Here is a 24,853-nt window from a genome sequence, read left to right as displayed (position 1 = left end):
GGGCTCGAGGTCCAGCTCTCGGTATCTACTGTGCGTGATTGTGCCGCACCGGCGCGGCACAATCGCGGATATGACCTGGACGGTCGCTCAGCGCGTCTCGCGTGCGCTCAGGGTTCGCGGTGCGCGCCCGCCGCGGGCGTCACCGCGAAGACGCGCGGCCTGAGGAAACCGCGCCGGGCGAACTCTTCTCGCACCGCACCCGCCACCGCGTCGGCGTCTTCGCTGTCGACCAGGGCGATCGCACTACCGCCGAAACCGCCGCCGACCATGCGCGCGCCGTGCGCTCCGGCCTCGGCCGCCGCCGCGACGGCGACGTCCAAGGCGGTGGTCGAGACCTCGAAATCGTCGCGCAGCGAGGCGTGCCCGTCGAGCAGGATCGGACCGATGCCGCGCGGGTCGGCGCCCGCGCGCAACAGCGCCGCGACCTCCTGGACGCGCGCGTTCTCGGTGACCACGTGCCGCGCCCGCCTGCGCAGCAGCAGGTCCTCGAGCCGGACGACCGCGTCGGCGTCCACGTCGCGCAGCGCGGGCACCGCCAAGGCCGTCGCGGCCGCTTCGCATTCCGCGCGCCGCCGCGCGTAACCGCCGTCCACGAGGGCGTGCGGACGGCCGGTGTCGAGCACGAGGAGATCCAGTCCGGCGGCGGCCAAGTCGAACGGAATCTGTTCGTAGCCACCGGTTCCCGCGTGGAACTCGCGCACGTCCAGCAGCAGCGCGTGCCCCGGCGTGCACAGCACGGCGGCCGACTGGTCGAGCACGCCGGTGGGCGCGCCCGCATAGTCGTTCTCGGCGGCGCGAGCCAGGTCGATCAGCGCGCGGTCGGAGACCTCCGGGGCGAACAGGTCGCGCACCGCTATCGCCACCGAACACGACAGCGCCGCCGAACTGGACAGGCCCGCGCCGATCGGCACCGCGCCGTCGAGCACCAGGGACACCCCGGTGATCCGGTGTCCGCGCCCGGCGAACGCGGCGACCACACCCAGCGGATACCGCGCCCAGGAAGGCAGTTCGGCGCGCACCCGCGCGAGGTCGCCGAGCGCCACGTCCACCGATTCGCCGGGCCGCTGGCGTGATTCGACGCGTACCCGGCCGGTGCCGTCCGGCTCGGCGGCACAGCGTGTGACCAGCGGCAACGCGATGGGGAGCGCGAAACCGTCGTTATAGTCGGTGTGTTCACCGATGATGTTGACCCGCCCCGGGGCCACCCACGTCCGCATCGCCACCTCGCTCGTCACGCCGCCCTGCTCGCTCATGCGCCACACGCTACGAGACACGCCGCGCCGCGACGGCCATTCGCCCACTGTGCGTGCGCGATTCACGTTCGTGCCGCAGAGTCGAATTCGAAGCAATCGCGGCCTGCAAATTGGGCCGCCGTTCTCCGGAGGGCACTATGATTCACACGACCCTACGCAGCGGCCTGCTCGGGCTGCAGTGGATCGATCGACTACTTCCGCCCCTCGGCAGGCCGGAGCGTGACGACCGGCGTTCGCACGGGGCACCACTGACGATCGAGATCGGCGCCGCGACGGGGGTGGGTGCGACAGCGCTGTCCGCCTTCGACGCGGCACTGCGTGAGCTGGGAGTGGGTGATGCGAACTTGATCCGCCTTTCGTCGGTGATCCCGCCGCGCGCCACCCTGGAACGCACCGCCCGGATCCGCAAACCGATTCCGTGGGGCGACCGGCTGCACTGCGTCTACGCCGCACACCACGCCGAGGGCCCCGGCCGCACCGCCGCCGCCGGTATCGGCTGGGCGCTGCGCGAAGATCGCTCCGGCGCAGGGCTTTTCGTGGAGCACGAGGCCGCCACCGCCGCCGAGGTGGAACGGATGATCCGCGCCAGCCTGGCCGATATGACCGCCGCGCGACCGCATCGCTTCGGGCCCGTGCACCTGTCGGTCACCCAGGCCGAGAGCACCGGCGACCCGGTGTGCGCGCTGGTGCTCGCCGCCTACGACACCGCCGGGTGGGGTGCGCGATGAGCGAGCTGCACGTGACGGTCGAGACGGCCATCCCCGAGGACCGCATCGAGGGCTTCCACCGCCTCTACGAGGAGGCGTTCGGCCCGCTGCGCGCCAAGGCGGTCGCCCGCCAGGTGCTGCACCGCGACGAGTTCCGCGAGGAGATGGTCGACCCGCGCGTGCACAAGCACGTGGCCCGCACCGCCGACGGCGAACCGATCGGGCTCACCACGCTGACCAGGCACCTCGAGACCGTGCCGTGGATCAGCCCCGAGTACTTCGCGGCCCGCTACCCCGAGCACGCCGCGCGCGGCGCGATCTACTACGCGGGATTCACCCTTGTCGCACCAAGTGCCCGACAGGGGGCGGCATTCCATGCCATGATCGAATCGGTGGTCCGGGTACTGGTATCGGAACGCGCCGCGGTCGGCTGGGACATCTGTTCGTACAACAACACTCAGCTCTCGTTCGCCGACGGCATCCGGTCGGTGCTCGACGAGCACACGAACGTCGAAGTCGCGGTGGAGGATTCACAGACGTACTACGCCGCGCGGTTCACCGGGGACGGAGCGACCGAGGGGGGCTGATGACACCGGGTGCCGAGCAGCAGAACCACAGCCGACCGTTCCACGGAAACCTCTGGTGCGCAGCGCTTCTCGGGGGGTGGACGGCGCTGATCGCGCTCCCGCTCGCGGTGGGTTCGCGCACGCTGGCACTGCTGACCATGCTGGTGGTGGTCGTGGGGGCGCTGGGCATGATCGGATTCGGCCTGCGGCGGCACCGCCCGCCCCGGCCGATGCCCTGGTATCTGCTGTCCATCTCGGCGGTGCTGTTCGCGGCGGGCGCCTCGCTGCGCGACCACTCCGGCTTCGCGCTGGGCCCGCTCGACGACGTGTTCACCCTCACCGGCTACTTCGGCATCGGCGTGGCCGCCTGGCTCTGGCTGCGCCCGCGCCAGGCCGAGCACTGTTTCGATCTGCTGCTCGACTCCGCGCTGATCGGGCTCGGCGCGCTGCTCGCCTCCTGGACCTTCCTCATCTCGCCCATCCTGCACGCGCGGCCGGGCGGTGGCGCCGCCGTGATCGCCGCGTCCTACCCGATCCTGGACGCGCTGCTGCTCACGCTCGTCGCGCATTCGATCGCCACCTCCACCCGCTCGGAGACCTCGCTGCGGCTGCTGCACCTGGCCATGATCGCCGTGCTCATCGGCGATCTCGGCTACAGCATGCAGGCCGCGGGCTCGGCGCGGTTCGACCACGAAGTGCTCATGACGCCGCTGCTGATCGGGTACGCCGCGCTGGGCATCGCCGCGCTGCACCCCACCATGGCCGGGCTGGGCGCGCCGCGGCGCATCCACCCGCATCGGTCGCGCCGGCGGGCCAGCTTCATCGCGGTGGTGCTGATCGTCGCGTCCTTGGTGCCGGTGGTGGGATCGAGCCTGGGCGCCGTGGACCGGGTGGTGGTGTCCTCGCTGTTCGCGCTGCTGCTGGTCGGCGTGCTGGTGCGCAGCGAGCGCGCCGTCCAGCGCAGCACCCGCAGCGAGCGGCGCGCCCAGTACCAGGCCGACCACGACATGCTCACCGGGCTGCTGAACCGGTCGGCGCTGCTGCGGGCGCTGGACCGCGACGACCCGCACTGGCGCGACCAGCCGCTGTGCCTGATGTTCATCGACCTGGACGGCTTCAAGATGGTCAACGACAGCTACGGCCACGCCGTCGGCGACGAACTCATCGCCAACGCCGCCTCCCGCATCCGGCGCGTGGTGCGCCGCGACGACGCCGTCGCCCGCTACGGCGGCGACGAGTTCGTGGTGCTCGCGCCGCTGGACCGCGCCCAGGCCGCCGTGACGGCCGAACGACTACTCGGCGCCTTCGTCCGGCCGTTCGAACTGAGCGCGGGCGAAGTGCCGATCACCGCCAGCGTCGGGCTCGCGTGCGTGGGCCGCGAGGACACCGGCGCGACCGTCTACGACCTGTTGCGCGACGCCGATTCGGCGATGTACCACGCCAAGGAGTACGCGCTCGGCTACGCCTTCCACGACGATCTGCGCGCCGCGCGCCGCGCCGTCACCGAACCCGGCAGGCGGGCCTGGCCCTCCAGCACCGCGGTCTGAGCGCTCAGTCCGTCAGCTCTTCCAGCAAACGCCTGGCCTGCTCGAGCTCGGCCTGCAACTGCTCCACTTTGGCCAGCTGCGCGCCGCGCGCGGCCTCCAGCACACTCGCCACCACCTCGGCGACCTCGGGATGCAGCAGCTTCGCGGCCTGGGCCACCGCAGAACTGTTCACCGGCAGGCCGCGCACCGAGCGCTTCTTGCCGCTGACCACCTCGACCGTCCACTCGCCCTCGGCGGTGCCCGACAGGGTGACCGTGACCTCCGGCGCCTTCGCCTTGCGCGCGGCCGCAGCCTTCGCGGGCTTGGCCGCCGGCGCCGCGGGCTTGGCGGCCGGTTTGGCGGGATCGACCGGCGCGGCGTTCGCTTCCCGCTGGGCCACAACGGGTTTCGCGGCGGGAGCCGACGGCGCCTGGGTGGGGGCAGGGGTGGGAGCGCTCGTCTGGGTCGACGGCTGGGTCACGGTGGAATCCTTCCTGGTTGTCGACTTCGGCCGGCCGGATGGGGTGGTCGCCTGCCGCTCGCGCGACGGCTTGGTCAACGTCACTTCGGTCGGAGAAAAGGACAGTACATCCTTGGAGCCGGTGGGCCGCACCTGCAGGAAGTCGCCGTCGGACGGGTCGCCGAGCGCGATCACCTTGCCGGAGCGCCCCTCCGGGACACCCACGGCGTGCGCGGTGAACCACACCATGGGCGGTCTGCCGTCGGCGATCTCGGTGGCGATCTGCTCGATCTCGGTGTCGGACAACGGCTTGGGTTTGGTTCGTGGCGACGGCATGGTGCAACTCCGAGCGGTCTTCGTGGATGTCTGCGTGCACAGATGATGCCGCACGCCACCGACAGGTTCGCACCGCGCCGGGAAATCGGGCGGGTGCGCGACGGCGGTATCGAGACAGCGAATTCCGAGCTACACCACCGGTCACACGAAGGTTCTGCCCCGGAACTCGCACGGCGACAGGCAATCCGCCGATCCGCTCCCCCGCGCCCGCCCGATCGGGCACACTCCGAACGGGGCCGACGCCACCCCCGCGCGCGAGGGCGTTTCGCGCACGACGAGTAGGGAAAACCACAGATGACGAACTCCATGGACATGCGCGCCATGGCCGCGGCGGTGGCCGGGCGGCTCACCGGGCCGGGCGGGGCGTTCGAGATGGCGGTCGAGGACGTGCTCGGCGCGCCGCTGCCGGTGTTCCGGAACCGGCGGCGCGCCCTGCGGGAGATCCTGGTCGGCGCCACCGCGCTGGGCGAGCGCGAATTCCTGGTCACCGAGGACCGGCGGATCACCTACGCCGAGCACACGGCGCAGGTCGCGGCGCTCGCCACCGCGCTGCGCGACCGGTACGGCGTGGGCAAGGGCGATCGGATCGGCATCCTCGCGGCGAACACCCCGGAGTGGGTGGTGGCGTTCTGGGCCGCGCAGTGCCTCGGCGCGATCGCCGTGGGCTACAACGCGTGGTGGGCGCCGCGCGAGATCGAGTACGGACTCGCGCACACCGAGCCCTCGGTCCTGATCGCCGATCGCAAGCGCGCGGAACTCGCCGGCGACATCGCCGTGCCCGTGCTCACCATGGAGACCGACATCCCCGCGCTGATCGGCGAATTCGCCGGCAGCGAGCTGCCCGAGACACCCGTGGCCGAGGACGATCCCGCCGTCATCCTCTACACCAGCGGCACCAGCGGACGGCCGAAGGGCGCGGTGCACTCGCACCGAAATCTCTTGGCGGTCATCGATTATCACCGCTTCAACGACGCGATGGCCGCCGCGTTCACCGGCGGCGCGGACGACGGCGCGCCCAAGGGCCGCCGCTTCCTGCTCACCTCCCCGCTGTTCCACATCGCGAGCCTGCACAACCTGGTGCTGCCGCGCATGGCGACCGGCGACACCGCCGTGCTCTACGCGGGCGCGTTCGCCGCCGACCGGGTGCTGCGGCTCATCGAGCGCGAGCGCGTCACCAACTGGGGCGCCATGCCGACGATGGCGGTGCGCATGCTGGAGGCGGATCTCGCCGGCTACGACCTGTCCTCGCTGGCGGCGTTCTCGCTCAACTCGGCGCCGTCCTCGGCCGCGCTCCAGCAGCGGTTGCGCGAGCAGTTGCCCGTCGCGCGCACGGCGCTGGTCACCAGCTACGGCATGACCGAATGCGGCACGGCCGCCACCCTCGCCACGCCCGCCGAACTCGCCGCGTTCCCCGACACGGTCGGGCGGCCGGTGATCGGGGTGAGCCTGGAGATTCGCGACGAAATGGGCGAACCCGTCGGCGAGGGCGTCGAAGGCGAGATCTGGGTGCGCAGTCCCTATGTGATGCTGGGGTATTGGAACGATCCGGCCGCCACGGCGGCGGCCCTCACCCCGGACCGCCGGCTGCGCACCGGCGATATCGGGGTGCTCGAGGACGGCAGGCTGCGGCTGTCGGGCCGGCGTTCGGATCTGATCCTGCGCGGTGGCGAGAACGTCTATCCGACCGAGATCGAACAGGTCCTCGACGAGCACCCGGCGGTGCGCGAGAGCGCGGTGGTCGGCGTGCCCGACGACGATCTCGGGCAGGCCGTCGCGGCGCTGGTCGTGGTCTCCGACGAAACCGTCGGTGCCGACGAGCTGCGCGACTTCGCGCGCGAACGGCTGGCCTATTACAAGGTGCCCGCGCGGTGGCGGCTCACCACGGAACCGCTGGCGCGCAACGCCACCGGCAAGGTGGTGCGCGCCGGGATCGCCGACGCGCTGGCGCACCCGGTGTGATCCAGGTCTCGACCGCGGCAGGTGCGCGGTCTACCTTGGGACCAAGGCGTCGCACACCGCACGCGTGTCCACTCGCAAGGAGGCGACGTGGCGATTTTCGCGCACCAGGGCCGCAAGGTTGTCTACGACCGGGCGGGCAGCGGGCCGCCGATCGTGTTCCTGCACAACGCCGGAGCGCAGCGGCATATCTGGGACGACCAGGTGGCGGCGCTGCGGCACCGGCACGAGGTGTTCGCGCTCGACCTGCCCGGCTACGGCGAATCCGACCGGCCGGCGAGCGGGTATGAACTCTCCGACTACGCGCGCATGCTCGGCGCGTTCCTCGACGCGCACGAGTTGCGCGAGGTGGTGCTGGTGGGCAACTGCCTGGGCAGCGCCACCTCTCTCGCCTACGCGATGGCGCATCCGTCGGCCGTGCGGGCGCTGGTGTTGATCAGCCCGCTCACCCGCAACACCGTGCGGCGCGGACAGCAGGCGCCGCTGGCCTGGCTGGACGGCATGCTCCCGCTGGGGCCGCTGGCCCGGCGGATCGCGCTGCCCGACCAGGTGGTGTCGCTGATCGTGGCGAATCAGCTCGGGTCGCGGGGGCGCAGGCTCGGATTGCGGCATTCGCGGCGGCTGGGGGCGCACTGGGGTGATCCGGGGCGGCTGCAAGCGCTGCACGGCCTGGTGCAGGGATTCCCGGCGTACCGGGTGCTGGACGAGTTCACGCCCGGCCCGGATTTCCCGCCGATCTGCACGATCTGGGGCAAGCAGAACCGCATCCTGTCGGCGTCGGCGGGCGCGGTGCTGGACCGGACGTTGCGGCCGCGATCCAGCGTGGTGCTGGCCGATTGCGGGCACCTGCCCATGGTGGAGGACCCGGACGCGGTGACGACGGCGATCACCGATTTCCTCACCGATCCCGCAGTGCGCCCGTATCGCGGCGGGCGGTCGCACGCCACCGGCTGAACCGCCCTGACCAGCGCGAACGAGCCCATTTCCGGTGTCACACGGGTATGCTGATCTTGTTGTTTGGCATGGAAAACCGCGGGAACCCGATCGATAGGCCATCGAGGAAAGGGTTGACCTTCATGTTGCTGCGCCGACTTGCCCGACCGCTGCTCGCGACCGCTTTCGTCGCCGACGGAATCGACACGCTGATCCACCCGCAGTCGCGGGCGAAAACCGCGGCGACGCTGGTGCAGCAGGGGGAACGTTCGTTGCCGCCCGGCGTCGTGCAGAAGCTGCCCTCCGACCCGGGCACCGTGGTGCGCGTGAACGCGATCGCGCAGGTGTCCGGCGGCGTGCTGCTCGCGCTGGGCCGCGCCCCGCGCTTCGCCTCGCTGGTGCTCGCGGCCACCGTGGTACCCGCGACCGTCACCGAACAGGACTTCTGGGCCGAGCAGGACCCGGACCGCAAGATCGCCAAACGCAACGCCTTCCTCAAGGACGTGAGCCTGCTCGGCGGCCTCCTCATCGCCAGCGCCGACACCGAGGGCAAACCCTCGCTCGGCTGGCGCGGCCGCCGCGCCGCCCGCAACGCCGCCGCCACCGTCTCGGCCGCGCTCCCCTTCGGTGCGACCGCCGACAACGCCACCGGCGAGGCGCTGCGCCACAACGCTCACGAAGCCGCCGAACGGGCCAAGGCCCTCGGCAGCACGGCCGCCGCCAAGGGCGCCGAGGTGGCGGGCACGGTCCAGGAACACGGACCCGACTGGGCGGCCACCGCCCGCAAGCGCGGCGCGGCCCTCGCGGCGGTCCTCATGGCGCGCGGCGCCGAATTCGCCAGCGCCGCAAAAGAACACGGCGCGGAGTGGGCGGAAGTCGCGAAGGAACGCGGGGCCGAGGCGCGGCATCGCGGGGCGGAGTTGAGTGAGGTCGCGCGGCACCGGGGAGCGGAGCTGGCGGAGGTGGCCAAGGAGCGCGGCGCCGAACTCGGCGAGGTCGCCAAGACGCGCGGGGCCGAACTCGGCGAGGTTGCGAAGGTGCGGGGCGCCGACCTGGGCGAGGCAGCCAAGACGCGCGGGGCCGAACTCGCCGAGGTCGCCAAGGAGCGCGGCTCGGAGTTCGGCGAGGTCGCCAAAGCGCGCGGGGCCGAACTCGGTGAGATCGCCAAAGCGCGCGGGGCCGAACTCGGCGAGATCGCCAAGAAGCGGGGCCGTGGAGTTGGGTGAGGTCGCTCGGCACCGGGGCGCGGAGTTCGCCGACACCGCCCGCCGACGCGGGGCCGAACTCGATGAGTCGGCCAAGGTGCGCAGCGTCGAGCTGGCCGACGCCGTGAAGGAGCGCGGCCAGGACGTCGCGGAGAACACCCGCCGCCGGCGCGGTTGATCCCCACGGGTGAGGTGCCCGGCCGATCCGATCGGCCGGGCACTTCCTGTGTAGAGAGCCGGGCTCGCATCAGTGACCCGACGGTGTGCCGTCGGCGTTCGAGCACCCTCCCGCCCGGGATCGGCGCGTCCGTCGCACGCGATCTGCCGAGGGCGCAGGCGCCGGGCCGAAACTCCGTGTACGCGGGGCAGCACCCACCCCGGGGCCGACGTGCCCCGCGCAGGACAACACCCACACCGGGCCCCACGCACACCATGTCGACTATCGAGTGGACTGCCCGTTCCGATCCGTGGATGGCCGCCTCCGCTGTGAGAACGCACAGCGCCGACCGGGCCTTCGTGAGAGTCCACAGGCTCGGCAAACCCCTGGTGTGAATTGCCACACCGGCGGATCGGCTGCCCGCGCACCACGGTCGGCGTTTCCCGGCGATTACGGCTCGTGATGTGCGTTCGACATCGATCGCCTTGGGACGCAACGGCGTTCACGATGCCAACAGTTCTGGGGGCAGCGGGCCGAAACATCCACCCGCAGGGCGGCATTCGCGTCTCACGACCAGGGGTGTGAACAATTCGTACAAGAATGAACGATCCCCCCGCAGCGCCGGACGAGCCGCGGACCCACGCGGCGGATCAGCGGATGCAGCCCGAATCAGACTGCGCCACAAGATATTCGAGCGCATCAGCCTCGAACACGGCGACCCCGGAGCGCATCAGCACATCTCACACCCGCCAGGCGATACCAACGGTGACGGATAACAGAGGGGTACAAAACACAAACATAGGGCTCGGCAAACGCGGAGCATTCGTTGATAATGGGCCGGAGAGGTTCGCGTCGCGGGGTCCACGCCCGGCGCGGGGAACCTTCGACCGGGGATTGCGCGTGGAGTCCCCGGTACCGTGCCCGAGCAGTCAGATTGTGAGCGTCCCCGTGGATCTCGACCGTCTGGACCAGAATGCCGACCCCGACGCCGAGCTGGCCGGCCAGCTGAGCAGCCCGCTGCTGAGCCGCCTGGTCCGCACCACCGTCGGCCTGTCCCCCGAGTCCATCGACCTGCTCACCCGCATCAGCGACCGCCTGCGCACCGCCGAGGGCGCCCTTCCCGACCCCGCCTACTTCTGACGCGGCGCATGCGCCCCGAGCCCGGCCAGGTCCTGCACTTCTCGGAAGACCCGCGGATCACCCGTTTCGTGCCCAGAACCACGGGACACGCCCCCGAACCGCTCGTGTGGGCGGTCGACGCGGCCCGCGCGCCGGACTACTGGTTCCCCCGCGAGTGCCCCCGCGCCATGGCGTGGACGACGCCGGACACCACCGCGCGCGACCGCGACCGCATCCTCGGACCGGGCGGCGGAGACCGCGTGCACGCCGTCGAGTACCGCTGGTCGGCGACGCTGCGCACGGTGCGCCTGTGGGCCTACCGGCTCCCGGCCGACGGGTTCCGCCCGTTCGGCGAGCCGGTGCCGCACGCCCACGTCACCACCGAGGAGGTCCGGCCACTGGGCCCGCCCGAGCCGGTCGGCGATCTGTTCGCCCTGCACGAAGAGGCCGGCATCCAACTGCGCGTGCTGCCGAACCTCTGGGCATTCTGGGACGCGGTGGTGGACAGTTCGCTCGGCTTCAGCGGCATCCGGCTGCGCAACGCCGAACCGCGACCTCCGGTCGTCCGGGACGGTGCCGGGCGGGCACGGTCGACGGACCGCCCGCCGTAGTCCATATCCCCTGCACGCCGTGATCGACCCCGCCTCCGAGACGTCGCGGCCCGGTGCAGATTCGAACCCACTTCAGGGACACACGCTCGGCGCCGATCGAACCCACTACCAGGACGTCCGTGTCAGGTGCAGATCGAGCCCGGCTCCGAGATGTCCGCTCTGTGCGGATCGGACCTGCCCCCGGGACGTCCCGCACAGAGCGGATCGAGACCGCCTTCGGCGTCCCGCCCGGTGTGGGTGGGACGTCCGGTGTCTATTTGGTGGGTGGGTTGAAGGGGGCGTTGATGGTGGTGAAGTACTGCACCGCCGCGGCGATCGCGACGGGGGCGGTGATGAAGATCTGACCCGCGACCGCACCCAACGGTCCCGCGATCACCGCACCCGCGGCACACCCGGCCAGGGCGGCGGGGATGAACGGACCCAACAACCCGACGATCGTGCCACCGACCACGGTGCCGCCCAGGACCCCGCCGAGCACACACCCGACGGCCGCGCCACCGATACCACCGACCAGGGTCGCGATACTGGCACCCAAACTGATGGTCGAGGTCATACGCGACCACGCGGCCTGTTCACGCTCGTACTCCGATTTCCAAGGGGCCTTGTCCTCGAACGGCAACGCGACCGGCTTGTAGACCGCGGTGTCCAGCGACACCTGCGGAGTCATGGTCACCGTCCGGCCCGCGATCTCGGCGGCGATGGGGAACTCGAACTCATCGATCCGCAACGACAACGGCATCCCCGCCACCACCGACCCATCGGTGGCCTTGATCTTCACCACCTGATCCTCGACCACCAACGACCCCGCATCAATCGAGATGATCGACGACGTCTCGGTAGCCGACGCCGAAAAATTGATCACCCCCACATCGGCGGGGGCCGCGCTCACGGTGGCCGTCACGGTCGACAACGCGGCGATCGCCAGGGCGGCGGGCGCGACCGATTTCCTCATCAGCATGCTGCTCAATTCTCATCCAGACCTCGGCCGCGCGGGTGCACGGCCGGGGCACTATGTTAATGAAAATGGTTATCGTTTGCCAGAATGAGGTGTCCGGGTCAGATGACGCCGGGGATCAACGCCTTGCGCTCAGCGGGGTAGTCGGCGAACTTCTCCCGGTACCAGCGGTGCGTCGCGAACGCACGCGGCACCAGGTTGCCCGCCGTGATGAGGAAGATGACCACGCCTGCCAGCGACCAGGTGAGCAGCGCGAAACCGGCCCACGCGATCAGTTCGCCCAGGTAGGCCGGGCTGCTCACGAACCGGAAGCCGCCGCCGAACGGGATGCGGTACTCGGTCGCGCCCGGATCGTCCTTGTCGCGCAGGTTGCGCACGATCGACTCCGAGCTGACCAGCAGCGCGAACCCGGCGAGGTAGATCGCGAGCCCGATCAGGAACCGCGGATCGGTGAGCCACGCGGTGCCGTACTGATTCTTGTAGTCGTGGCTGAAGAACGCGCCGTTGAGGTAGCCGTGCAACGTGGTGACGAACATCCCCGCCGCCAGCACCGACACGTTGAAACTGCTGCGCTTGCCCGGCACCTGCCGGATCGACAGCGGGAAGAACCAGCCCCGGTTGCCGTAGTGCAACAGCCAGATCGCGGCCAGGATGAGCGGCACCGGCTCGAACCGGTCCGGCCCGGTCAGATAGAACAGCGCGAACACCACGGTCGCCGGAATCTCCATCAGCCACCAGCCGAGCTTCGGATTGAGGTTGAAGCCGACCTTGGTGGTGGCGAACCGCCCGTACGGGCTCTGCGCGAACATCCCGCCGATCAGCACGAACGCGGCGAAGCCGAAGCCGATCGCGAGCACGGTGTCGTAGGTGGTGTTCCCGGTGTACCAGTCCATCGAGATCCTTTGTCGAACGGGGCTCCGGAAGGCCGACGGCCGATCCCGGACGCCGGAATTAGAACTTGTTCTACCATGGATCGCAGCCGCGCCACCCGACCTCGAAGGAACCCGTCATGCCGTTGAACCCGACCGCCGAGGACCTGATCGCGGCCGTCCAGGCCTCGCCGCGCGCCGTGGCCGCGCACGACAAATCGGCGTGGTTGGCCTTGTTCACCGACGACGCGGCGGTGCACGACCCGGTCGGTTCGCGCGCGCACGTGGGCCGGGAGGCGATCTCCCGTTTCTATGACACGTTCATCGGCCCGAACACCATCGCGTTCGATGTCGAGCGCGACCTCGTGAACGGTCGGACGGTGGTGCGGGACCTGCACATCCGGACGACCATGTCCACGGGCGCGACCGTCACGGTGCCGATGCATCTGCGCTACGACCTGGTGGAGGCGGGCGCGGGGTGGCGCATCACGCGGCTCGCGGCGCACTGGGAACTGCCCACGATGATCGCGCGTCTGCTGCGCACCGGCGGGCGGGGCGTGCTGGCCGGGACCATTCTCGGTCCGCAGTTGGTGCGCAACCTCGGGATCGGCGGCGCGGCCGGCATGATGTCGGCGCTGCGCGGTGTCGGGGGTGCGGGAAAACGGTTGACCCGCAAGCTTTTCGAGGCGGCGGCGGAGACCGATATCGGGCGCGTCCGCGGTCTGCTCGGCGAGCGCATCGTGATCGAGGCGCTCGCGGGGCAGCGGCTCACGGTCGAGGAGTTCACCAATCGCGCGCGAAACATGCGGTGGGACAAGCTGATCGCCGCCGGGCGCACGGTCAGCGCGAGCGTGACGTTCGACGGGGCGGCGGGCGTGGTGTTCGTGGATTTCGCGCCGCGCGGGGTGCGGGTGGAGCGGGTGACGTTGTTCCTCGACGCCTGAAGCCGTCATGAAGGTCCCCGCTGGCGGCTCCGTGCGCAGGGGGGGGGGACAGGAAAGTCGCGGCGTATCGATGTTCTCGATGCCCGAAGCCGTCGCGAGTGCGCCGGTCCCGACCTGCGGCGCGTGTGCGGCGGCGGCCGGAAGCTCGCGGCTACCGTTACGAGCCGATCGAAGGGGATGCCTGCACGCCCCACACCGCCCGCGCGCCCGAATCACCCACGCGCACGCAATGCACCGTCGCCGCCGTCGCCACGACCACGGCAAGCACCGCGAGCGCTACCGTCAGCCCCCGGCCGGGTGGGCGGCCGCGCACCTCGCGCACGTGGGCGAACGCCAGCAGCAGCGACACCACCAGCAGCGGCACGACAAAATAGATCATCACCTGTCCCAGCTCCATGTGGGTGTTCAGCGCTTCGGCCGGTTCTGGATAGCGCTGGGCCAGCGCCTCGCCCGCGCGGGTGGTGACCGGGGTCAGCGCCACCGTGACCGCCGCCAGCGCCACCACCAGCCAGACCAGCCGCCTGCGCACGGCGGGGACCACGGCGGACAGGGCCAGCAACAGCGCCGTCAGCGGCACCAGCACCAGCACGCCGTGCACGAGCAGCACGTGCGCGGGCAAACCGTTGATCGTCGACATCGGCGCCTCCTCGGCTGACGGCCTCTGCCGTAGACCACGGTGCGCGCGGGCGGATGGTTCACCGGTGCGGCGGTCAGAAGTTCCGGCGCACACCTTGTCGCGCGCGACTATTAATTCGCCGCCGCCGCGTTGTTACGTTGAGTGCGAGTGCAGGACCGGAGATTCCGGCCGGACGGCGACGCCCTCGAACGGGTCCGCAGGAAGGACCGACACGATATGAGCGTGGACATCGCGGCCGAACCGCTACCGCTGACCGATCCGGATCGCCCGCTGGTTCTCGAAGACGATCCGTTCTATCGCGTGTCCGGCGACCTCGCCCACCACCTGCCCGGCACGGTGCTGCGCACGCGGCGCGTGGAGATCGCGCTGTTCGGCATACTGCCGCAACGGGTTTCGGCCTGGCAACTGCTCTACCGGACCTGCGATCTGCACGGTGTTCCCGAGGCGGCGGTGACCACGGTGCTGCTGCCGTGGGACGCGGATCCCACCGTGGCACGCCCGCTGCTGTCGTTCCAGTGCGCGATCGACGGCGTCTCCTCCCGCTGTTTTCCGTCGTACGCGCTGCGGCGCGGGGCCCGGGCGCTGGGCGCGATCCCGCAGGTCGAGCTGCCGGTGATCGCCAGCGCGCTCACGCGCGGGTGGGCGGTGTCGGTGCCCGACCACGGGGGCATGGCGGGGCAGTTCGGGGTGGCGCGCGAACCCGGCTACCGCGCGCTCGACGGCGTGCGAGCGGCATTGAACTGCACCGCGCTGGGACTGCCGTCCGATACGGCGGTGGGCCTGTGGGGATACTCCGGGGGCGGGCTGGCGACGGCGTGGGCGGCGGAACTAGCGGCCGAGTACGCGCCCGAACTGAACATCGTGGGTGCGGTGGCCGGGTCGCCGGTCGGTGATCCCGGGTCGGCGTTCGTGCGGCTCAACGGGACGCTGCTCGCGGGGTTCGCGACGGTGTGCGTGGCGGCGCTGCGGCGCGCCTACCCCGCGCTGAACCACGTGCTGCGCGAACACGTGCACCCCGAGTTCCTCGATATGCTCGCGGCCACCGAGTCGCTCACCACCTTCGAACTGCTTCCGCGCCTGGCGCGCAAGAACATCGACGATTTCAGCACCACGACGTTCGCCGACCTGCTCGCCCGGCCCGAGATGCGCGACATCCTCGACGACATCCGTCCCGGCGTGCGCGCCCCGGCGATGCCGGTGCTGGTGGTGCAAGGCGTGAACGACGAGTTGATCGCCGTCGCCGACGTGGACGCGCACGTCGATCGCTATCGCCGCGCGGGCGCCCACGTCCGCTATGTCCGCGACCGGCTCAGCCTGCACCTGCCCCTGCTGTTCCTCAGCGCGCCGCTGACCATGAACTGGATGGCCGACCGCTTCGCGCATCGCGATCCCGGACCCGCCGGGACCAGCACGGTGTGGTCCGTCGCCCTCGGTCGTCGCGAAGTCCGCGCTCACCTGGGTTTCGCCCAGCTGCTGGGGCGAATGGTCCTGTCCCGGCCGCTGTTCGGGCCTCGCACACCGGAGGCGACTCGCGTCCGACAGCGCACGGTCGCCTGAGCGTCACCCTCGCGGGCCGCTCCCCGCACTCCCGCCACCACGGTCGGTGACCGGCGAAACCTGTTCCCAGCCAATCGAAGCCGAGGCTCGCGGAAGGACCTCGTCCGCGACGCGTCGGGCGCGATCCGCATCTCGGCGGCCGAGGGACGTGCCGAGACTTCGGGGCAGCCCCGTCACACAGCGCGGGGGATCGTTCCAGCCGGCGAGCGCCTGCGCTCGGAGCGTGCCCACGCCCAGCCGAACGTGGCGAGCAGGGCCATCAGAACCACGGTGTTGGACAACAGTTTCGCGGACCAGTCGCCGGTGCCGACGGGTGGGACGGCGAAGGCGAGCAGAGCGGTGCAGGTCAACGGGGCGAGGGCGACCGCGAGAATCTGGGCCCGGCCCCAGCCGACGAGGCGGGACCAGCGGTACAGCAAGTAGCCCAAGGGAATCAGGACCGCGAGCGAGGCGGCGACCCAGGCCCAGGCGAGCGGGCCGAGGACGGGTTCGGGGCCGCGCAAGATCGTGTGGGCCCCGATCGCCAGCAGGGAGACCAGCGCGACCCACACGGGATGCGGTGCGCGAGCGGAGCTTTCGCCGGCGAAGTGCCATCGGTCCGCGCGGCGGGGCAGCGCGAACGCCGTGACGACGAGTGCCGCGACGACCGCCGATACGCCGATCAGCTCGGCCGGGGAGCCGACCAGTCCCGGCGCGACGGCGAGTTCGTAGCAGAACAACGCGGCGGCGGCCAGGTACAGCAGTCCCATCAGCGCGAGACCCGGCCTGCCGAGCCAGGGTTGCCCGGACAGGCTCGGAAAGAGTCCTTCCACCAACGCGATCGGGGTGGCGAAGGTGACCATCAGGTGTCCGCCGACGAACACGAGAACCTGACTCACATCGATGCCGAGACCCGGCACCTCGGTCGCCAGGCCGGTCCAGTACGGGGAATCGGCGAAATGCGCTTGTTCCAACAGGCTTTGGTCGATCAGCCCCGCCTGCACCAGCCCGAACGCGCCGCACAGCAGCAGAATCGACGCCCAGCCGAGTCCGGCTCGCACCCCCACCTCGCGAATCAGCACCGCGACCGTCCCGTACAGCGGCCCGGCGATCAGCACGCCGGTCAGCACGCCGAGGGGTGTGGCGTGGCCCGAGTAGCCGCTGAGCACTTCGGCGGTGAGCGGAGGCAGCGAAAACAGCAGGGCCACCGCGAGATAACGCGCGCTCATCGCACGCCCCGGTAGGTGAGGCGCCGCAGCAGGGTCTCCGCCGGGCCCCGGCGTTCGTAGCGCGCCAGCAGCACCGCGAAACCGACGGTGAGCAGCCAGATCGCGACGCCGACGGCTGCCGCGGCCGCGACGCCCAACCGGCCGAAGAGGTCGCCGAGCAGCGGTTCGGTGAGCACGAACCAGCCCACGGACTGGAGCAGGTAGCACGTCATGGACCGCCGGCCGACGGCGACGAGCGCGTTCGTCACCGGTCCGCGCCGCGCACCCAACCGCACGACTACCAACCCGATCAGCGCCGCGTAGCCGAGCCCGCCCCCGATCCCGGTGAGCGTATGCAGCGCGCCGGAACCCCACTGCGCCCACCCGGAATCGGGCGACCACCACCCCAGGAACCGCGCGACCATGGGCATCGCGCCCGCGACGGCGAGGGGCAACCCGAGCAATGCCACCCGGCGCAACACCCGCACGTGCCGCCACGGTTCGTCGAGTAAACCGTTGCGCGCGGCCCAGATTCCCGCCATCATCGGCGCGATCGCCATGACCGCGCTCATGGGCGCGATCAGCACCACCGACCCGAGCCGCTGGAGCGCACCCACCAGCAGGTCGGCGGGCGGGCGCGGTTCACCGGACTCGCCGAGCAGCACCTGCAAGGCCCCGAACCACATCGCCCCGGCCAGCGCACCGGCGATCCCGACGACCGCCAACCGGCGATCCGCCCACCGCACCGCACCGGCCATCAGCAACGCCAGCAGCCCGTAGGCGGCCAGGATGTCGCCCGCGTACAGCAAGGTGGCGTGCGCGATCCCGAGGACGACGAGCCATCGGCCCCGCCTGCGCAGCAAGCGCCGCGCCTCATCGGGCGACTGTCCGCGCGCCGTGCCGCGCCGGAAGATCTGCACCAGTCCGTACCCGTAGAGCGCCGCGAACATCGGATACGCGCGGCCGTCGACGAGCGTGGTCAGCACCACCTGCACGAGGTCGTCCACCGGCCCGGGGCCGCCGGGCATCTCGAGCGCGGCGCCTCCCGGATGCAGAATCCTGGTGTGCGCCAAGGCAATCAACAAGAGCATCGCACCGCGCGCGAGATCGGGGGCCAGCGATCGTTCGGCAGTGGACATCGGGCCCGGCGCGGCGATGGCGCGGGGGGTCGGAGAGTCCGGCATACCTACCAACATTAACAGAGTAGCCACTCTAGTAATAGAGTTGATCTGTGCCGAGAACCGTCGACCCCGCCCGTCACCGCGCCCGCCGCCTCCAGATCATCGACGCGGGCCTGAGCGTCCTGGCCGAGCACGGCTACGACGGCGCCACCACGGCGATGATCTGCAAGACCGCGGGCATCGGCTCGGGCACCTTCTTCCACTACTTCCCCACCAAGGACTCCCTGGTGGTGGCCGCCGTCGAACTGGGCACCGAGGAGATCGGAGAGTTCTTCGCCCAGCGCGCCGACCGAACCGATCATCGCCAGGTGCTGGCCGAGTACGCCGAGCACGCGGTGGCCGAACTGGCCGATCCCCGCGCCCCGGATTTCATCCGGGTGGTGGGCGGCCTGATGCACCGCCCGGGGATCGCGGCGGCGCTGGCCGCCGACGACGCCGTGGTGCGCACGAACCTGACCGCCCGTGCCCGCGCGGCGGCCGAGGCGGGCCAGATCGGCACGGACCTGGAACCCGAACGCCTGGCCGCCTGGATCATGGTCCTGCTGGAAGGTCTGGCGGGCCGCGTCGCGGCGGACGCCTCGTTCGACGCGGCGCGCGAAATCCCGGTGTTCCACCGCCTGCTCGCCGAACTGCTCGACAACGCGCCCTGACCTGGGGCGCCGCATACCTTTGCACATGACCGGACCGCTTCGCTCGAGTACGGCGCGGGCGCGTGGTCGTCGGACGGCTATTGTCGAAGGTGTGACACACGGCAAGGGGGAGCCACAGATCCGGCCGGACCCGAAGCACGAATCTTTTGCCTCGCGATTGCGCAACGCGATATTCGACGCGCATGCCGAAGCAGTGCGCACCGCGGGCGGCGTCCGGGCACAAGACATTCCGCTGAATCGCGACCTGATCGAACTTCTCGCGTTGCAGCGCAACATCATCCGGATCGCGGACCAGCTCGGGAACTCGCAACTCTGCGACGGTCGCTGTGTTCCCCGAGCGGGGCCGGCCGATTCGTCGCCACCGATCCCCCGGCGCGCGCCGATCGGACCTGGGGGCGGCAGGGTCATCGAACAGCCGGACACCCCAGCGGCGGACCCGGGCCCGCGGTTCAGGCGGATGACCGGCCGCGGCGTCCTCCCACTATCGTTGGCCAAGTCGATGACCGACCCCGGAACATGGCCGTGGTCGGCAGATGAACTTCGATCGGAGGAGACGATCATGGGTGTGACGTTGGCGAAGGGCGGGAATGTCTCGCTGTCCAAGCAGGCGCCGAATCTGACCGCGGTGGCCGTCGGACTGGGATGGGATGTCCGGGCGACGACCGGCGCGGATTTCGACTTGGACGCCAGCGCCCTGGCAACCGGTTCGAACCAGAAGGTGCTCTCCGACCAGCATTTCGTCTTCTACAACAACCTGCGCTCGCCGGAGGGCACCATCGAGCACACCGGCGACAACCTCACCGGTGAGGGCGACGGCGACGACGAGGTGATCAACGTCGACCTCGCCGCCACGCCGCCGACGATCACCAACATCTTCTTCCCGGTCTCCATTCACGACGCCCACAGCCGCCAGCAGTCCTTCGGCCAGGTCCGCAACGCCTACATCCGAGTCGTCGACCGCGCTACCGGCGCCGAACTCGCGCGGTACGACCTCACCGAAGACGCGTCCACCGAAACCGCGATGGTGTTCGGTGAGCTGTACCGCAACGGAGCCGAATGGAAGTTCCGCGCCATCGGCCAGGGCTACGCCTCCGGCCTGGCGGGCATCGCACGCGACTACGGCGTCAACATCTGATCCGTCGAGTTCCCCGACCCGCGCGGCATCGCCCCACCCCCAAGGTGGCCGCCGGGCGATGCCGCGACACGTGATGGACTCCCGCCGCGCGGATCACGCTGGCGGTTCGCCATGTTCAGGTCAGATCCGCGAAGCGCTCCACCTCGTAGGTACGATGATCCACGGGTCGGTGGCGAACCCCATCACACTGTCGGAGTACAGCGCGACCGGCGTTGTTGTACTCCGAGACCGCGTGGAAGACGCCCAGGTAGATGGCCCGGCCGATCGACTGGTCATATCCGAGCCAGAATCGGACGGCGAGTACCGTCGCGACGATCGCCTCGATCAGCAGACTCATCCGGAGGACGCCGACCACCATGCGTTCGCTCTCGCCGAGCTGGAGCGTTCTCGCCTCCGTCTGCGCGATCAACTGCATCCGCAGACCCATACGCCGCGCTACCAGGAGCCCTGGCAACGAGGCGAGGGTGATGGTCCCTAGGCCGCCGATCCGGATGAGCCCCAGAATGACCACCTCACCGAACAAAGACCAATGGCTCGCCGTGTCCACCACGACGAGCCCGGTCACGCACACCGCCGAGACCGCGGTGAACAGCGCGACCACCGGGCCCGTGACTTCGCCGGACTCGGTGGCGAAGGGCATCATCAGCAGGACGGTGCCGACCGCGGTCGCGGCCCCGAATCCGAAACGACCAGCCGCGCGGGACGGCGGGCTTCGGTCACCCACCGGCGCGCCACGGCGAGCGGTCCCGATGGATGCTCAGAACGTAAGCCCACCGCGGCGCCCAGCCGACCGCACGGGTCTGTGAGAAACGCGGAATCGCCCGAGCGGCGGGAGCCCCGGCCCGCGGCCCCGCCATCGCTGTTCGTGAAGCCACGATCGGCGAGCTCGAGCTGCTTTCGCCCGAACACTTGGTCCGTGGACCGTGAGGATTACATCAAGACTGACACAGCGGGCCGCGCCCAGGCCGGACGCCGGTCGACGGTGTGATGACCACACCGGTGCGCCAGAGGCACCGGTGGCGAAGTCGCTTCACGCTTCCAATCGGGCCCGGACCGAGTCCATTCGTTGCTGAAGTTCCGCCTCGTCGATGACACCGCGTGCCACCATCGTGTGTGCCAGGGCGACGAGCTGGCTCTCGGGGTAGGGCAGGCCGGCGTACACCGTCGCCGACAGCGAATCCTCCGCGTCGCGTCGCTCCGCGAAATCGGGAACACCCTGAGCGCAGCGCGCTCTGTCGAGAGCGTCGCACATACCGTCCAAGCTCGTCTTCCAGGGCGGGACCGGGTTGTCGACCCCATACTCGGCCGCCATCCGAGGCCATACCTGATTACGTGCCACAATACTGCGCAGTGACGCGTACGCGGGGGCAGACGAAGAGTCCGGAGTGCTCACGATCAGGTGTTCCTTCCGTCGACCGGGTGCACAGCGGGGCGAGTGTCAGTGATGACGTTGCTCGTGACACCGGGCTTCGGCAGCGCGACGCCGATCAGGCAATCCCGCGTGACGATTGCGGCGAGCTGATCCTCATCCCATCCGTCGGTGCCTTCCGGACGCACCGGCATCACCATGAACCGGTGCTTCTGATTGGAGTCCTGCACCCGGATGGCGATATCGTCGCTCAGGTTCAGCCCGAACTCCGCCAGAACCTGACGCGGCCAGCGCACCAGCCGACGACGATAGTTCGGGGTGCGATACCACTCCGGTGAATTGCCGAGAATCGGGCGCGGGTAGCAGGAACACAGCGCGCACACGATCACATGATGCAGTTCCGGCGTGTCCTCGAGGATCTCGAAGGCGGTGAAATCGCTCGGCGTCCCGAATCCCGTGGGTTCGAGCCAGTCCACCCCGACTTCTTTGCTCGCGGTCATCGGCTCGGCCAGGGCGAGTGCTTTGAAGTCGGGGTCGAGCCAGGCCCGTGCGACCAGGTGCGCCGCGGGTGCCGGACCGATCTGCTCGGCGAACTCGGTGAATCGGCGATGTTCCTCGGCGGTGAAAATGCCCTTCTCGATACACAGTTCACGCAGTGCGATCTCCAGAACTTCGAAATCGGTCACCTCATCGACCATCGGCGCGATCGTCCGCTCATGATCGTGGTCGTGTTCGGTCATGGGATCCCTTTCTGTCGCTGCGCCGATCGGTTCGATGCGCTGACCGCGAGCTTCAGGCGGCAGGCTCGAGCCAGCGTTCGGGGAGTTCGGTCTGCAAAGTGTCCGTGGCAGGCCCTGCGTAGCCGCACCACAGGTCGGAGAGTCTGAATCGCACCACGTAGAACCACTCCGGCTGCGCATCGGGACGGTCCCATGTCTCGTCTTCGGCCGCTGGACTCTCGTAAGCGACCGACGCGATCTCGCCTGTGGCACCACGGACGTACTCCGGTGTGCGCGTATACAGCAGTGCGGGCATGTCACGAACGACAACGGGGTCACCGGTGCGGAATCCGGGCTCTCCCGCCCGGCCCGCGAAGACCTGCGGGTCGCCTTTTCCGACGGCACGGATGTGATGGTCGTTGCGTTCGATCCGTGAGCCGTCACCGTGGAACTTGGGTCGCGCCGCCAAGGTCTTACCGGCGAGGCCGCCCGCATACCGTTGCTGAACCTCCACCATTCTTTCGCTCAGCTCGCCCAGACCGATGTGGTGCTTCTCGACGAGAACTCGGGCGACGGCCAGCAGCCAGCGCCCGTAGTACGGCAGGCCGAGATAGATGGCGCGACCGACATCCACGTTGCCCATGCGGCGCCGCTCCTCCGAGAGCCAGATCCCGCGCCAGGCGAGCACTTCGCAGAGCACATAGGTGTTGTGCTCCCATACCTCGTACTGCTTGTTCTGGTACGTCATGGGCGAGTCCGGCTCACCGCCGACATCGTGAACGGTCTTCAGATAGGCGCGAAACCGCGCGTGATCGATGAGATCGGGCGTCGGCGCATCCGGGAGCTCGGGATACGAGGACTTCAGCCGGGCCACCAGTTCCAGCTGCGCAGCTCGCTCTGCCGCCGTACTCATAGTGACTCCTTCCTGGCGAAGGTCGGGCAGCTATCGGAGATCTATCGAGCGTCAACCCGTCGACGGCCCGGGCGGCGTTCGTCGCGGATACCCGGTCGCGCGATCCATAGTGCGATGCGCGTCACACTCTCGAATTTATGCCCGCCACACGGCCCGAGGTGGCATTTCCCGCAAAACCGCGCCACGAGCGGCGGGTATGCCGCAAGTCGCCGGGCTCGGCATCGGCCCGCGCGCCATGCCGCGAGCGGACGCCCGATCAGACCTGTGTGAGACCGACTTCGGTGCGGCCCTGCCGCAGGGTCTCGAAGCCGAACCCCGCTACCGGACCGACGACGCCGGAGGCGGTCGGCGGCGTCGTGGCCAGGCGCCGTGCCGCCCAGGCCATCAGCTCGCCGGTCAAGCTGTAGGCGCTGGGGCCTTCGACGCGGACCTCCGCCGGCGGAGCGGATGCCGGGGACGCGACGGCGACGACGTAGGAGCGGGTGCGGGCGCGTTCGGCGGTGTCGGGGCCACCGGCGGGTCCGATCATCGGAGGGGTCGCGATGTCGACCAGCCCCGCGCCCCAGACGATTCCGGGACGCCACCGACGCGAACGCCGACAGGGCCGAGGTCGGCCGGGCGAGGGGCGGGGCACCATCCGTTGTAGACGGTGACGTTGCCGAGATTCGGGAAGGTCGCGGGCAATGTCGGCACTTCGGTGCCCGAGACCAGAAAAGCGTTGCGACGGGCGCCCAGTACGGAGAAGCCACGCACCTCGGAGGCCGTGCGCTCCTCGACCAGACGGCCGTCGCGCCACCGCGGCGTGGGCAGCGTGAGACCGTCGCGCACGGTGGTGCGGGTGCCCGGACCGAGCCCGCGCCAGAGTGGGCCGGTCACGAAACAGCCGACGTCGATCGACCGGACCCCCGCACCGCCCTGCAATCCGGCAAGAGTCGCAGCGAGAATCCCGTCACGTAGTCGTACCCGAAGGCGGGCAGCATCAGCGATCCGGCGGCGTGGGCCCGCTCGTGTAACTGCCTGCGCAGCGCGAGCACGAAGCCCGCCTCACCCGTGGAATCGATGTAGTGCGCACCGGATTCGGCGGCGGCCCGCGCGACGATGTAGCTGAAACGCTCGAACGGGGCGAGCGCCCGATGCCTCGCGATTGCGCCCCGCCACCACAGGTTTCCCGTCCCGGCGCAGCAAGGCGTCGAGTACCAGCCCTCCCGGGTAGTCGGTGGTGCCCAGTAGAACGATTCGTCCGGTCGTCCGGTCGTTCTCCTTCGGAGGGATGCGCAGGTGCGTCATCGGTTCGGGGCGGGTGCCGCCAGGGCCAGGGCCTCGCGAATAGTGTTGCCGCCGGAATCCGATTCGATCGACGATCGGACGGATGAGGCCGGGGACGCGGGCGGACAGCGCGTCGGCCCTGGGGACGAGGAGGAGGTCGGCGCGCTGTTCGATCCCGAGATGATATCGGCGACGACAGTTTCCAGCGCGACCATCTTCCACAGTCCGCCACTGTCGCCGCCCCACAGGACGTTTCCGGCGGGATCGGCGTGGACGAAGTCCATCATCGGGGTTCGGAAGAACGTCGGGTGCGCACTGCCCACACCGACGCCGAGGTGTCGCAACTCGAGCCGCACCGAGTCGCACAGCGCCCACACCCGGCCTTCCTCGCGGTGTACGCCCCTTGGAAGGCCGAGTGCACGTGGACAATGCGGTCGAGCTGGTTCGGCCGTCGATCAACGCCCCGGAACTCACGATCTCGTGGTCGAGAGGTTCCGCCCGCCCGCCACCACCGATCATCCAGGCGATGGCGGCCAGAACCGCAGCCCGCCCTGAAGCCACGCCAACCTCCCACCCGAGACAGTGGCACCGATCTTCCCAGACCCACACGCCGAAACCAGAACGCTCCGCCGACCGCACACA

Annotated in this window: 27 protein-coding genes; 14 read left to right on the top strand and 13 right to left on the bottom strand. The window is 70.1% G+C overall.

Annotated elements, in window-relative coordinates; genetic code table 11:
• Positions 1 to 107: 107 nt before the first annotated feature.
• Positions 108 to 1,253: a galactokinase gene (gene galK / locus OHB21_RS17260; protein ID WP_228791721.1), complete on the bottom strand. Its 1,146-nt coding sequence runs from the start codon at positions 1,251 to 1,253 to the stop codon at positions 108 to 110.
• 137 nt (positions 1,254 to 1,390) lie between these two features.
• Between galK and OHB21_RS17255 the strand changes: the two genes are divergently transcribed.
• Genes OHB21_RS17255 through OHB21_RS17245 form a run of 3 tightly spaced genes read left to right on the top strand, consistent with a single transcriptional unit; the run spans position 1,391 to position 4,073 of the window.
• On the top strand, positions 1,391 to 1,981 hold the full coding sequence (locus tag OHB21_RS17255; RefSeq protein WP_195126222.1) for a pyruvoyl-dependent arginine decarboxylase: 591 nt from the start codon (positions 1,391 to 1,393) through the stop codon (positions 1,979 to 1,981).
• Positions 1,978 to 2,547 (top strand): hypothetical protein, encoded by a 570-nt coding sequence (locus OHB21_RS17250; protein WP_067514048.1) that lies wholly within the window; start codon positions 1,978 to 1,980, stop codon positions 2,545 to 2,547. Before OHB21_RS17255 ends, OHB21_RS17250 begins: the two co-directional genes overlap by 4 nt.
• On the top strand, positions 2,547 to 4,073 hold the full coding sequence (locus OHB21_RS17245; protein ID WP_195126221.1) for a GGDEF domain-containing protein: 1,527 nt from the start codon (positions 2,547 to 2,549) through the stop codon (positions 4,071 to 4,073). Before OHB21_RS17250 ends, OHB21_RS17245 begins: the two co-directional genes overlap by 1 nt.
• A gap of 4 nt (positions 4,074 to 4,077) precedes the next feature.
• Here the strand turns inward: OHB21_RS17245 and OHB21_RS17240 are convergent, their stop codons facing one another.
• Complete coding sequence (locus OHB21_RS17240; RefSeq protein WP_195126220.1) at positions 4,078 to 4,848, bottom strand: DUF6319 family protein; 771 nt, start codon at positions 4,846 to 4,848, stop codon at positions 4,078 to 4,080.
• A gap of 294 nt (positions 4,849 to 5,142) precedes the next feature.
• On the opposite strand from OHB21_RS17240, the gene OHB21_RS17235 reads away from it, so the two are divergent.
• The 6 genes from OHB21_RS17235 (at position 5,143) to OHB21_RS17210 (ending at position 10,829) form a co-directional block, all read left to right on the top strand.
• Positions 5,143 to 6,807, top strand: a complete 1,665-nt coding sequence (locus OHB21_RS17235; protein WP_195126219.1) for a class I adenylate-forming enzyme family protein — start codon at positions 5,143 to 5,145, stop codon at positions 6,805 to 6,807.
• 87 nt (positions 6,808 to 6,894) lie between these two features.
• Positions 6,895 to 7,758 carry an alpha/beta fold hydrolase gene (locus OHB21_RS17230; RefSeq protein WP_195126218.1) on the top strand — a complete coding sequence of 288 codons (864 nt, stop codon included), beginning with the start codon at positions 6,895 to 6,897 and terminating at the stop codon, positions 7,756 to 7,758.
• A 122-nt stretch (positions 7,759 to 7,880) separates the two neighbouring features.
• A complete protein-coding gene (locus OHB21_RS17225) occupies positions 7,881 to 8,963 on the top strand; it encodes a DoxX family protein (protein WP_195126244.1) in 1,083 nt (360 codons plus the stop codon).
• On the top strand, positions 8,950 to 9,120 hold the full coding sequence (locus OHB21_RS17220; RefSeq protein WP_157115891.1) for a hypothetical protein: 171 nt from the start codon (positions 8,950 to 8,952) through the stop codon (positions 9,118 to 9,120). Before OHB21_RS17225 ends, OHB21_RS17220 begins: the two co-directional genes overlap by 14 nt.
• A 915-nt stretch (positions 9,121 to 10,035) precedes the next feature.
• On the top strand, positions 10,036 to 10,239 hold the full coding sequence (locus OHB21_RS17215; protein WP_147266031.1) for a hypothetical protein: 204 nt from the start codon (positions 10,036 to 10,038) through the stop codon (positions 10,237 to 10,239).
• 8 nt (positions 10,240 to 10,247) lie between these two features.
• The gene (locus OHB21_RS17210) at positions 10,248 to 10,829 is read left to right on the top strand and encodes a DUF6886 family protein (protein WP_067514053.1); all 582 of its coding nucleotides are present in this window, start codon (positions 10,248 to 10,250) and stop codon (positions 10,827 to 10,829) included.
• 253 nt (positions 10,830 to 11,082) lie between these two features.
• Here the strand turns inward: OHB21_RS17210 and OHB21_RS17205 are convergent, their stop codons facing one another.
• Positions 11,083 to 11,718: a hypothetical protein gene (locus OHB21_RS17205; protein ID WP_324196569.1), complete on the bottom strand. Its 636-nt coding sequence runs from the start codon at positions 11,716 to 11,718 to the stop codon at positions 11,083 to 11,085.
• Here OHB21_RS17205 and OHB21_RS17200 point away from each other — a divergent pair.
• Entirely contained in the window at positions 11,648 to 11,875 is a 228-nt protein-coding gene (locus OHB21_RS17200) for a hypothetical protein (RefSeq protein WP_228791749.1), read from the top strand. The two genes, OHB21_RS17205 and OHB21_RS17200, sit on opposite strands and share 71 nt — an antisense overlap.
• A 10-nt stretch (positions 11,876 to 11,885) precedes the next feature.
• On the opposite strand, the gene OHB21_RS17195 is transcribed toward OHB21_RS17200, so the two are convergent.
• Positions 11,886 to 12,677, bottom strand: coding sequence for a phosphatidylethanolamine N-methyltransferase family domain-containing protein (locus OHB21_RS17195; protein ID WP_195126216.1), 792 nt, complete (start codon positions 12,675 to 12,677; stop codon positions 11,886 to 11,888).
• Between the two features lie 116 nt (positions 12,678 to 12,793).
• Here OHB21_RS17195 and OHB21_RS17190 point away from each other — a divergent pair, with 116 nt between their 5' ends.
• Positions 12,794 to 13,597 carry a nuclear transport factor 2 family protein gene (locus OHB21_RS17190; protein ID WP_067509957.1) on the top strand — a complete coding sequence of 268 codons (804 nt, stop codon included), beginning with the start codon at positions 12,794 to 12,796 and terminating at the stop codon, positions 13,595 to 13,597.
• Positions 13,598 to 13,754: 157 nt separating this feature from the next.
• Here OHB21_RS17190 and OHB21_RS17185 read toward each other — a convergent pair whose 3' ends face one another.
• Positions 13,755 to 14,234, bottom strand: a complete 480-nt coding sequence (locus tag OHB21_RS17185) for a DUF2231 domain-containing protein (RefSeq protein WP_067509959.1) — start codon at positions 14,232 to 14,234, stop codon at positions 13,755 to 13,757.
• A gap of 216 nt (positions 14,235 to 14,450) precedes the next feature.
• On the opposite strand from OHB21_RS17185, the gene OHB21_RS17180 reads away from it, so the two are divergent.
• Complete coding sequence (locus tag OHB21_RS17180) at positions 14,451 to 15,791, top strand: lipase family protein (protein ID WP_067509961.1); 1,341 nt, start codon at positions 14,451 to 14,453, stop codon at positions 15,789 to 15,791.
• Positions 15,792 to 15,964: 173 nt separating this feature from the next.
• Here OHB21_RS17180 and OHB21_RS17175 read toward each other — a convergent pair whose 3' ends face one another.
• Together OHB21_RS17175 and OHB21_RS17170 are read right to left on the bottom strand one after the other, a co-directional pair.
• On the bottom strand, positions 15,965 to 16,999 hold the full coding sequence (locus OHB21_RS17175) for a hypothetical protein (protein WP_328439561.1): 1,035 nt from the start codon (positions 16,997 to 16,999) through the stop codon (positions 15,965 to 15,967).
• Complete coding sequence (locus tag OHB21_RS17170) at positions 16,996 to 18,162, bottom strand: DUF418 domain-containing protein (RefSeq protein ID WP_195126214.1); 1,167 nt, start codon at positions 18,160 to 18,162, stop codon at positions 16,996 to 16,998. Before OHB21_RS17170 ends, OHB21_RS17175 begins: the two co-directional genes overlap by 4 nt.
• A 47-nt stretch (positions 18,163 to 18,209) precedes the next feature.
• Between OHB21_RS17170 and OHB21_RS17165 the strand changes: the two genes are divergently transcribed.
• Positions 18,210 to 18,809, top strand: coding sequence for a TetR/AcrR family transcriptional regulator (locus OHB21_RS17165; RefSeq protein WP_067509967.1), 600 nt, complete (start codon positions 18,210 to 18,212; stop codon positions 18,807 to 18,809).
• A 559-nt stretch (positions 18,810 to 19,368) separates the two neighbouring features.
• Positions 19,369 to 19,944 carry a TerD family protein gene (locus tag OHB21_RS17160; protein WP_067509971.1) on the top strand — a complete coding sequence of 192 codons (576 nt, stop codon included), beginning with the start codon at positions 19,369 to 19,371 and terminating at the stop codon, positions 19,942 to 19,944.
• 115 nt (positions 19,945 to 20,059) lie between these two features.
• On the opposite strand, the gene OHB21_RS17155 is transcribed toward OHB21_RS17160, so the two are convergent.
• The 6 genes from OHB21_RS17155 to OHB21_RS17130 all read right to left on the bottom strand — a co-directional run bounded on the left by OHB21_RS17155 (position 20,060) and on the right by OHB21_RS17130 (position 23,821).
• Positions 20,060 to 20,587 (bottom strand): potassium transporter TrkG, encoded by a 528-nt coding sequence (locus tag OHB21_RS17155; protein ID WP_328439558.1) that lies wholly within the window; start codon positions 20,585 to 20,587, stop codon positions 20,060 to 20,062.
• 387 nt (positions 20,588 to 20,974) lie between these two features.
• On the bottom strand, positions 20,975 to 21,256 hold the full coding sequence (locus tag OHB21_RS17150) for an SH3-like domain-containing protein (protein ID WP_113975050.1): 282 nt from the start codon (positions 21,254 to 21,256) through the stop codon (positions 20,975 to 20,977).
• A gap of 83 nt (positions 21,257 to 21,339) precedes the next feature.
• Complete coding sequence (scnC, locus tag OHB21_RS17145) at positions 21,340 to 22,053, bottom strand: thiocyanate hydrolase subunit gamma (protein WP_067509977.1); 714 nt, start codon at positions 22,051 to 22,053, stop codon at positions 21,340 to 21,342.
• Between the two features lie 52 nt (positions 22,054 to 22,105).
• Positions 22,106 to 22,945 (bottom strand): SH3-like domain-containing protein, encoded by an 840-nt coding sequence (locus OHB21_RS17140; RefSeq protein ID WP_067509979.1) that lies wholly within the window; start codon positions 22,943 to 22,945, stop codon positions 22,106 to 22,108.
• 256 nt (positions 22,946 to 23,201) lie between these two features.
• On the bottom strand, positions 23,202 to 23,474 hold the full coding sequence (locus OHB21_RS17135) for a hypothetical protein (RefSeq protein WP_198161753.1): 273 nt from the start codon (positions 23,472 to 23,474) through the stop codon (positions 23,202 to 23,204).
• The gene (locus tag OHB21_RS17130; protein WP_198161754.1) at positions 23,471 to 23,821 is read right to left on the bottom strand and encodes a saccharopine dehydrogenase family protein; all 351 of its coding nucleotides are present in this window, start codon (positions 23,819 to 23,821) and stop codon (positions 23,471 to 23,473) included. Before OHB21_RS17130 ends, OHB21_RS17135 begins: the two co-directional genes overlap by 4 nt.
• Between the last annotated feature and the right edge of the window lie 1,032 nt (positions 23,822 to 24,853).

The sequence above is a fragment of the Nocardia puris genome (assembly GCF_036051655.1).
GTDB lineage: Bacteria > Actinomycetota > Actinomycetes > Mycobacteriales > Mycobacteriaceae > Nocardia > Nocardia puris.
Note: the sequence above shows the minus strand (reverse complement) of the source record. Positions and strands in the feature narration are given on the sequence as shown.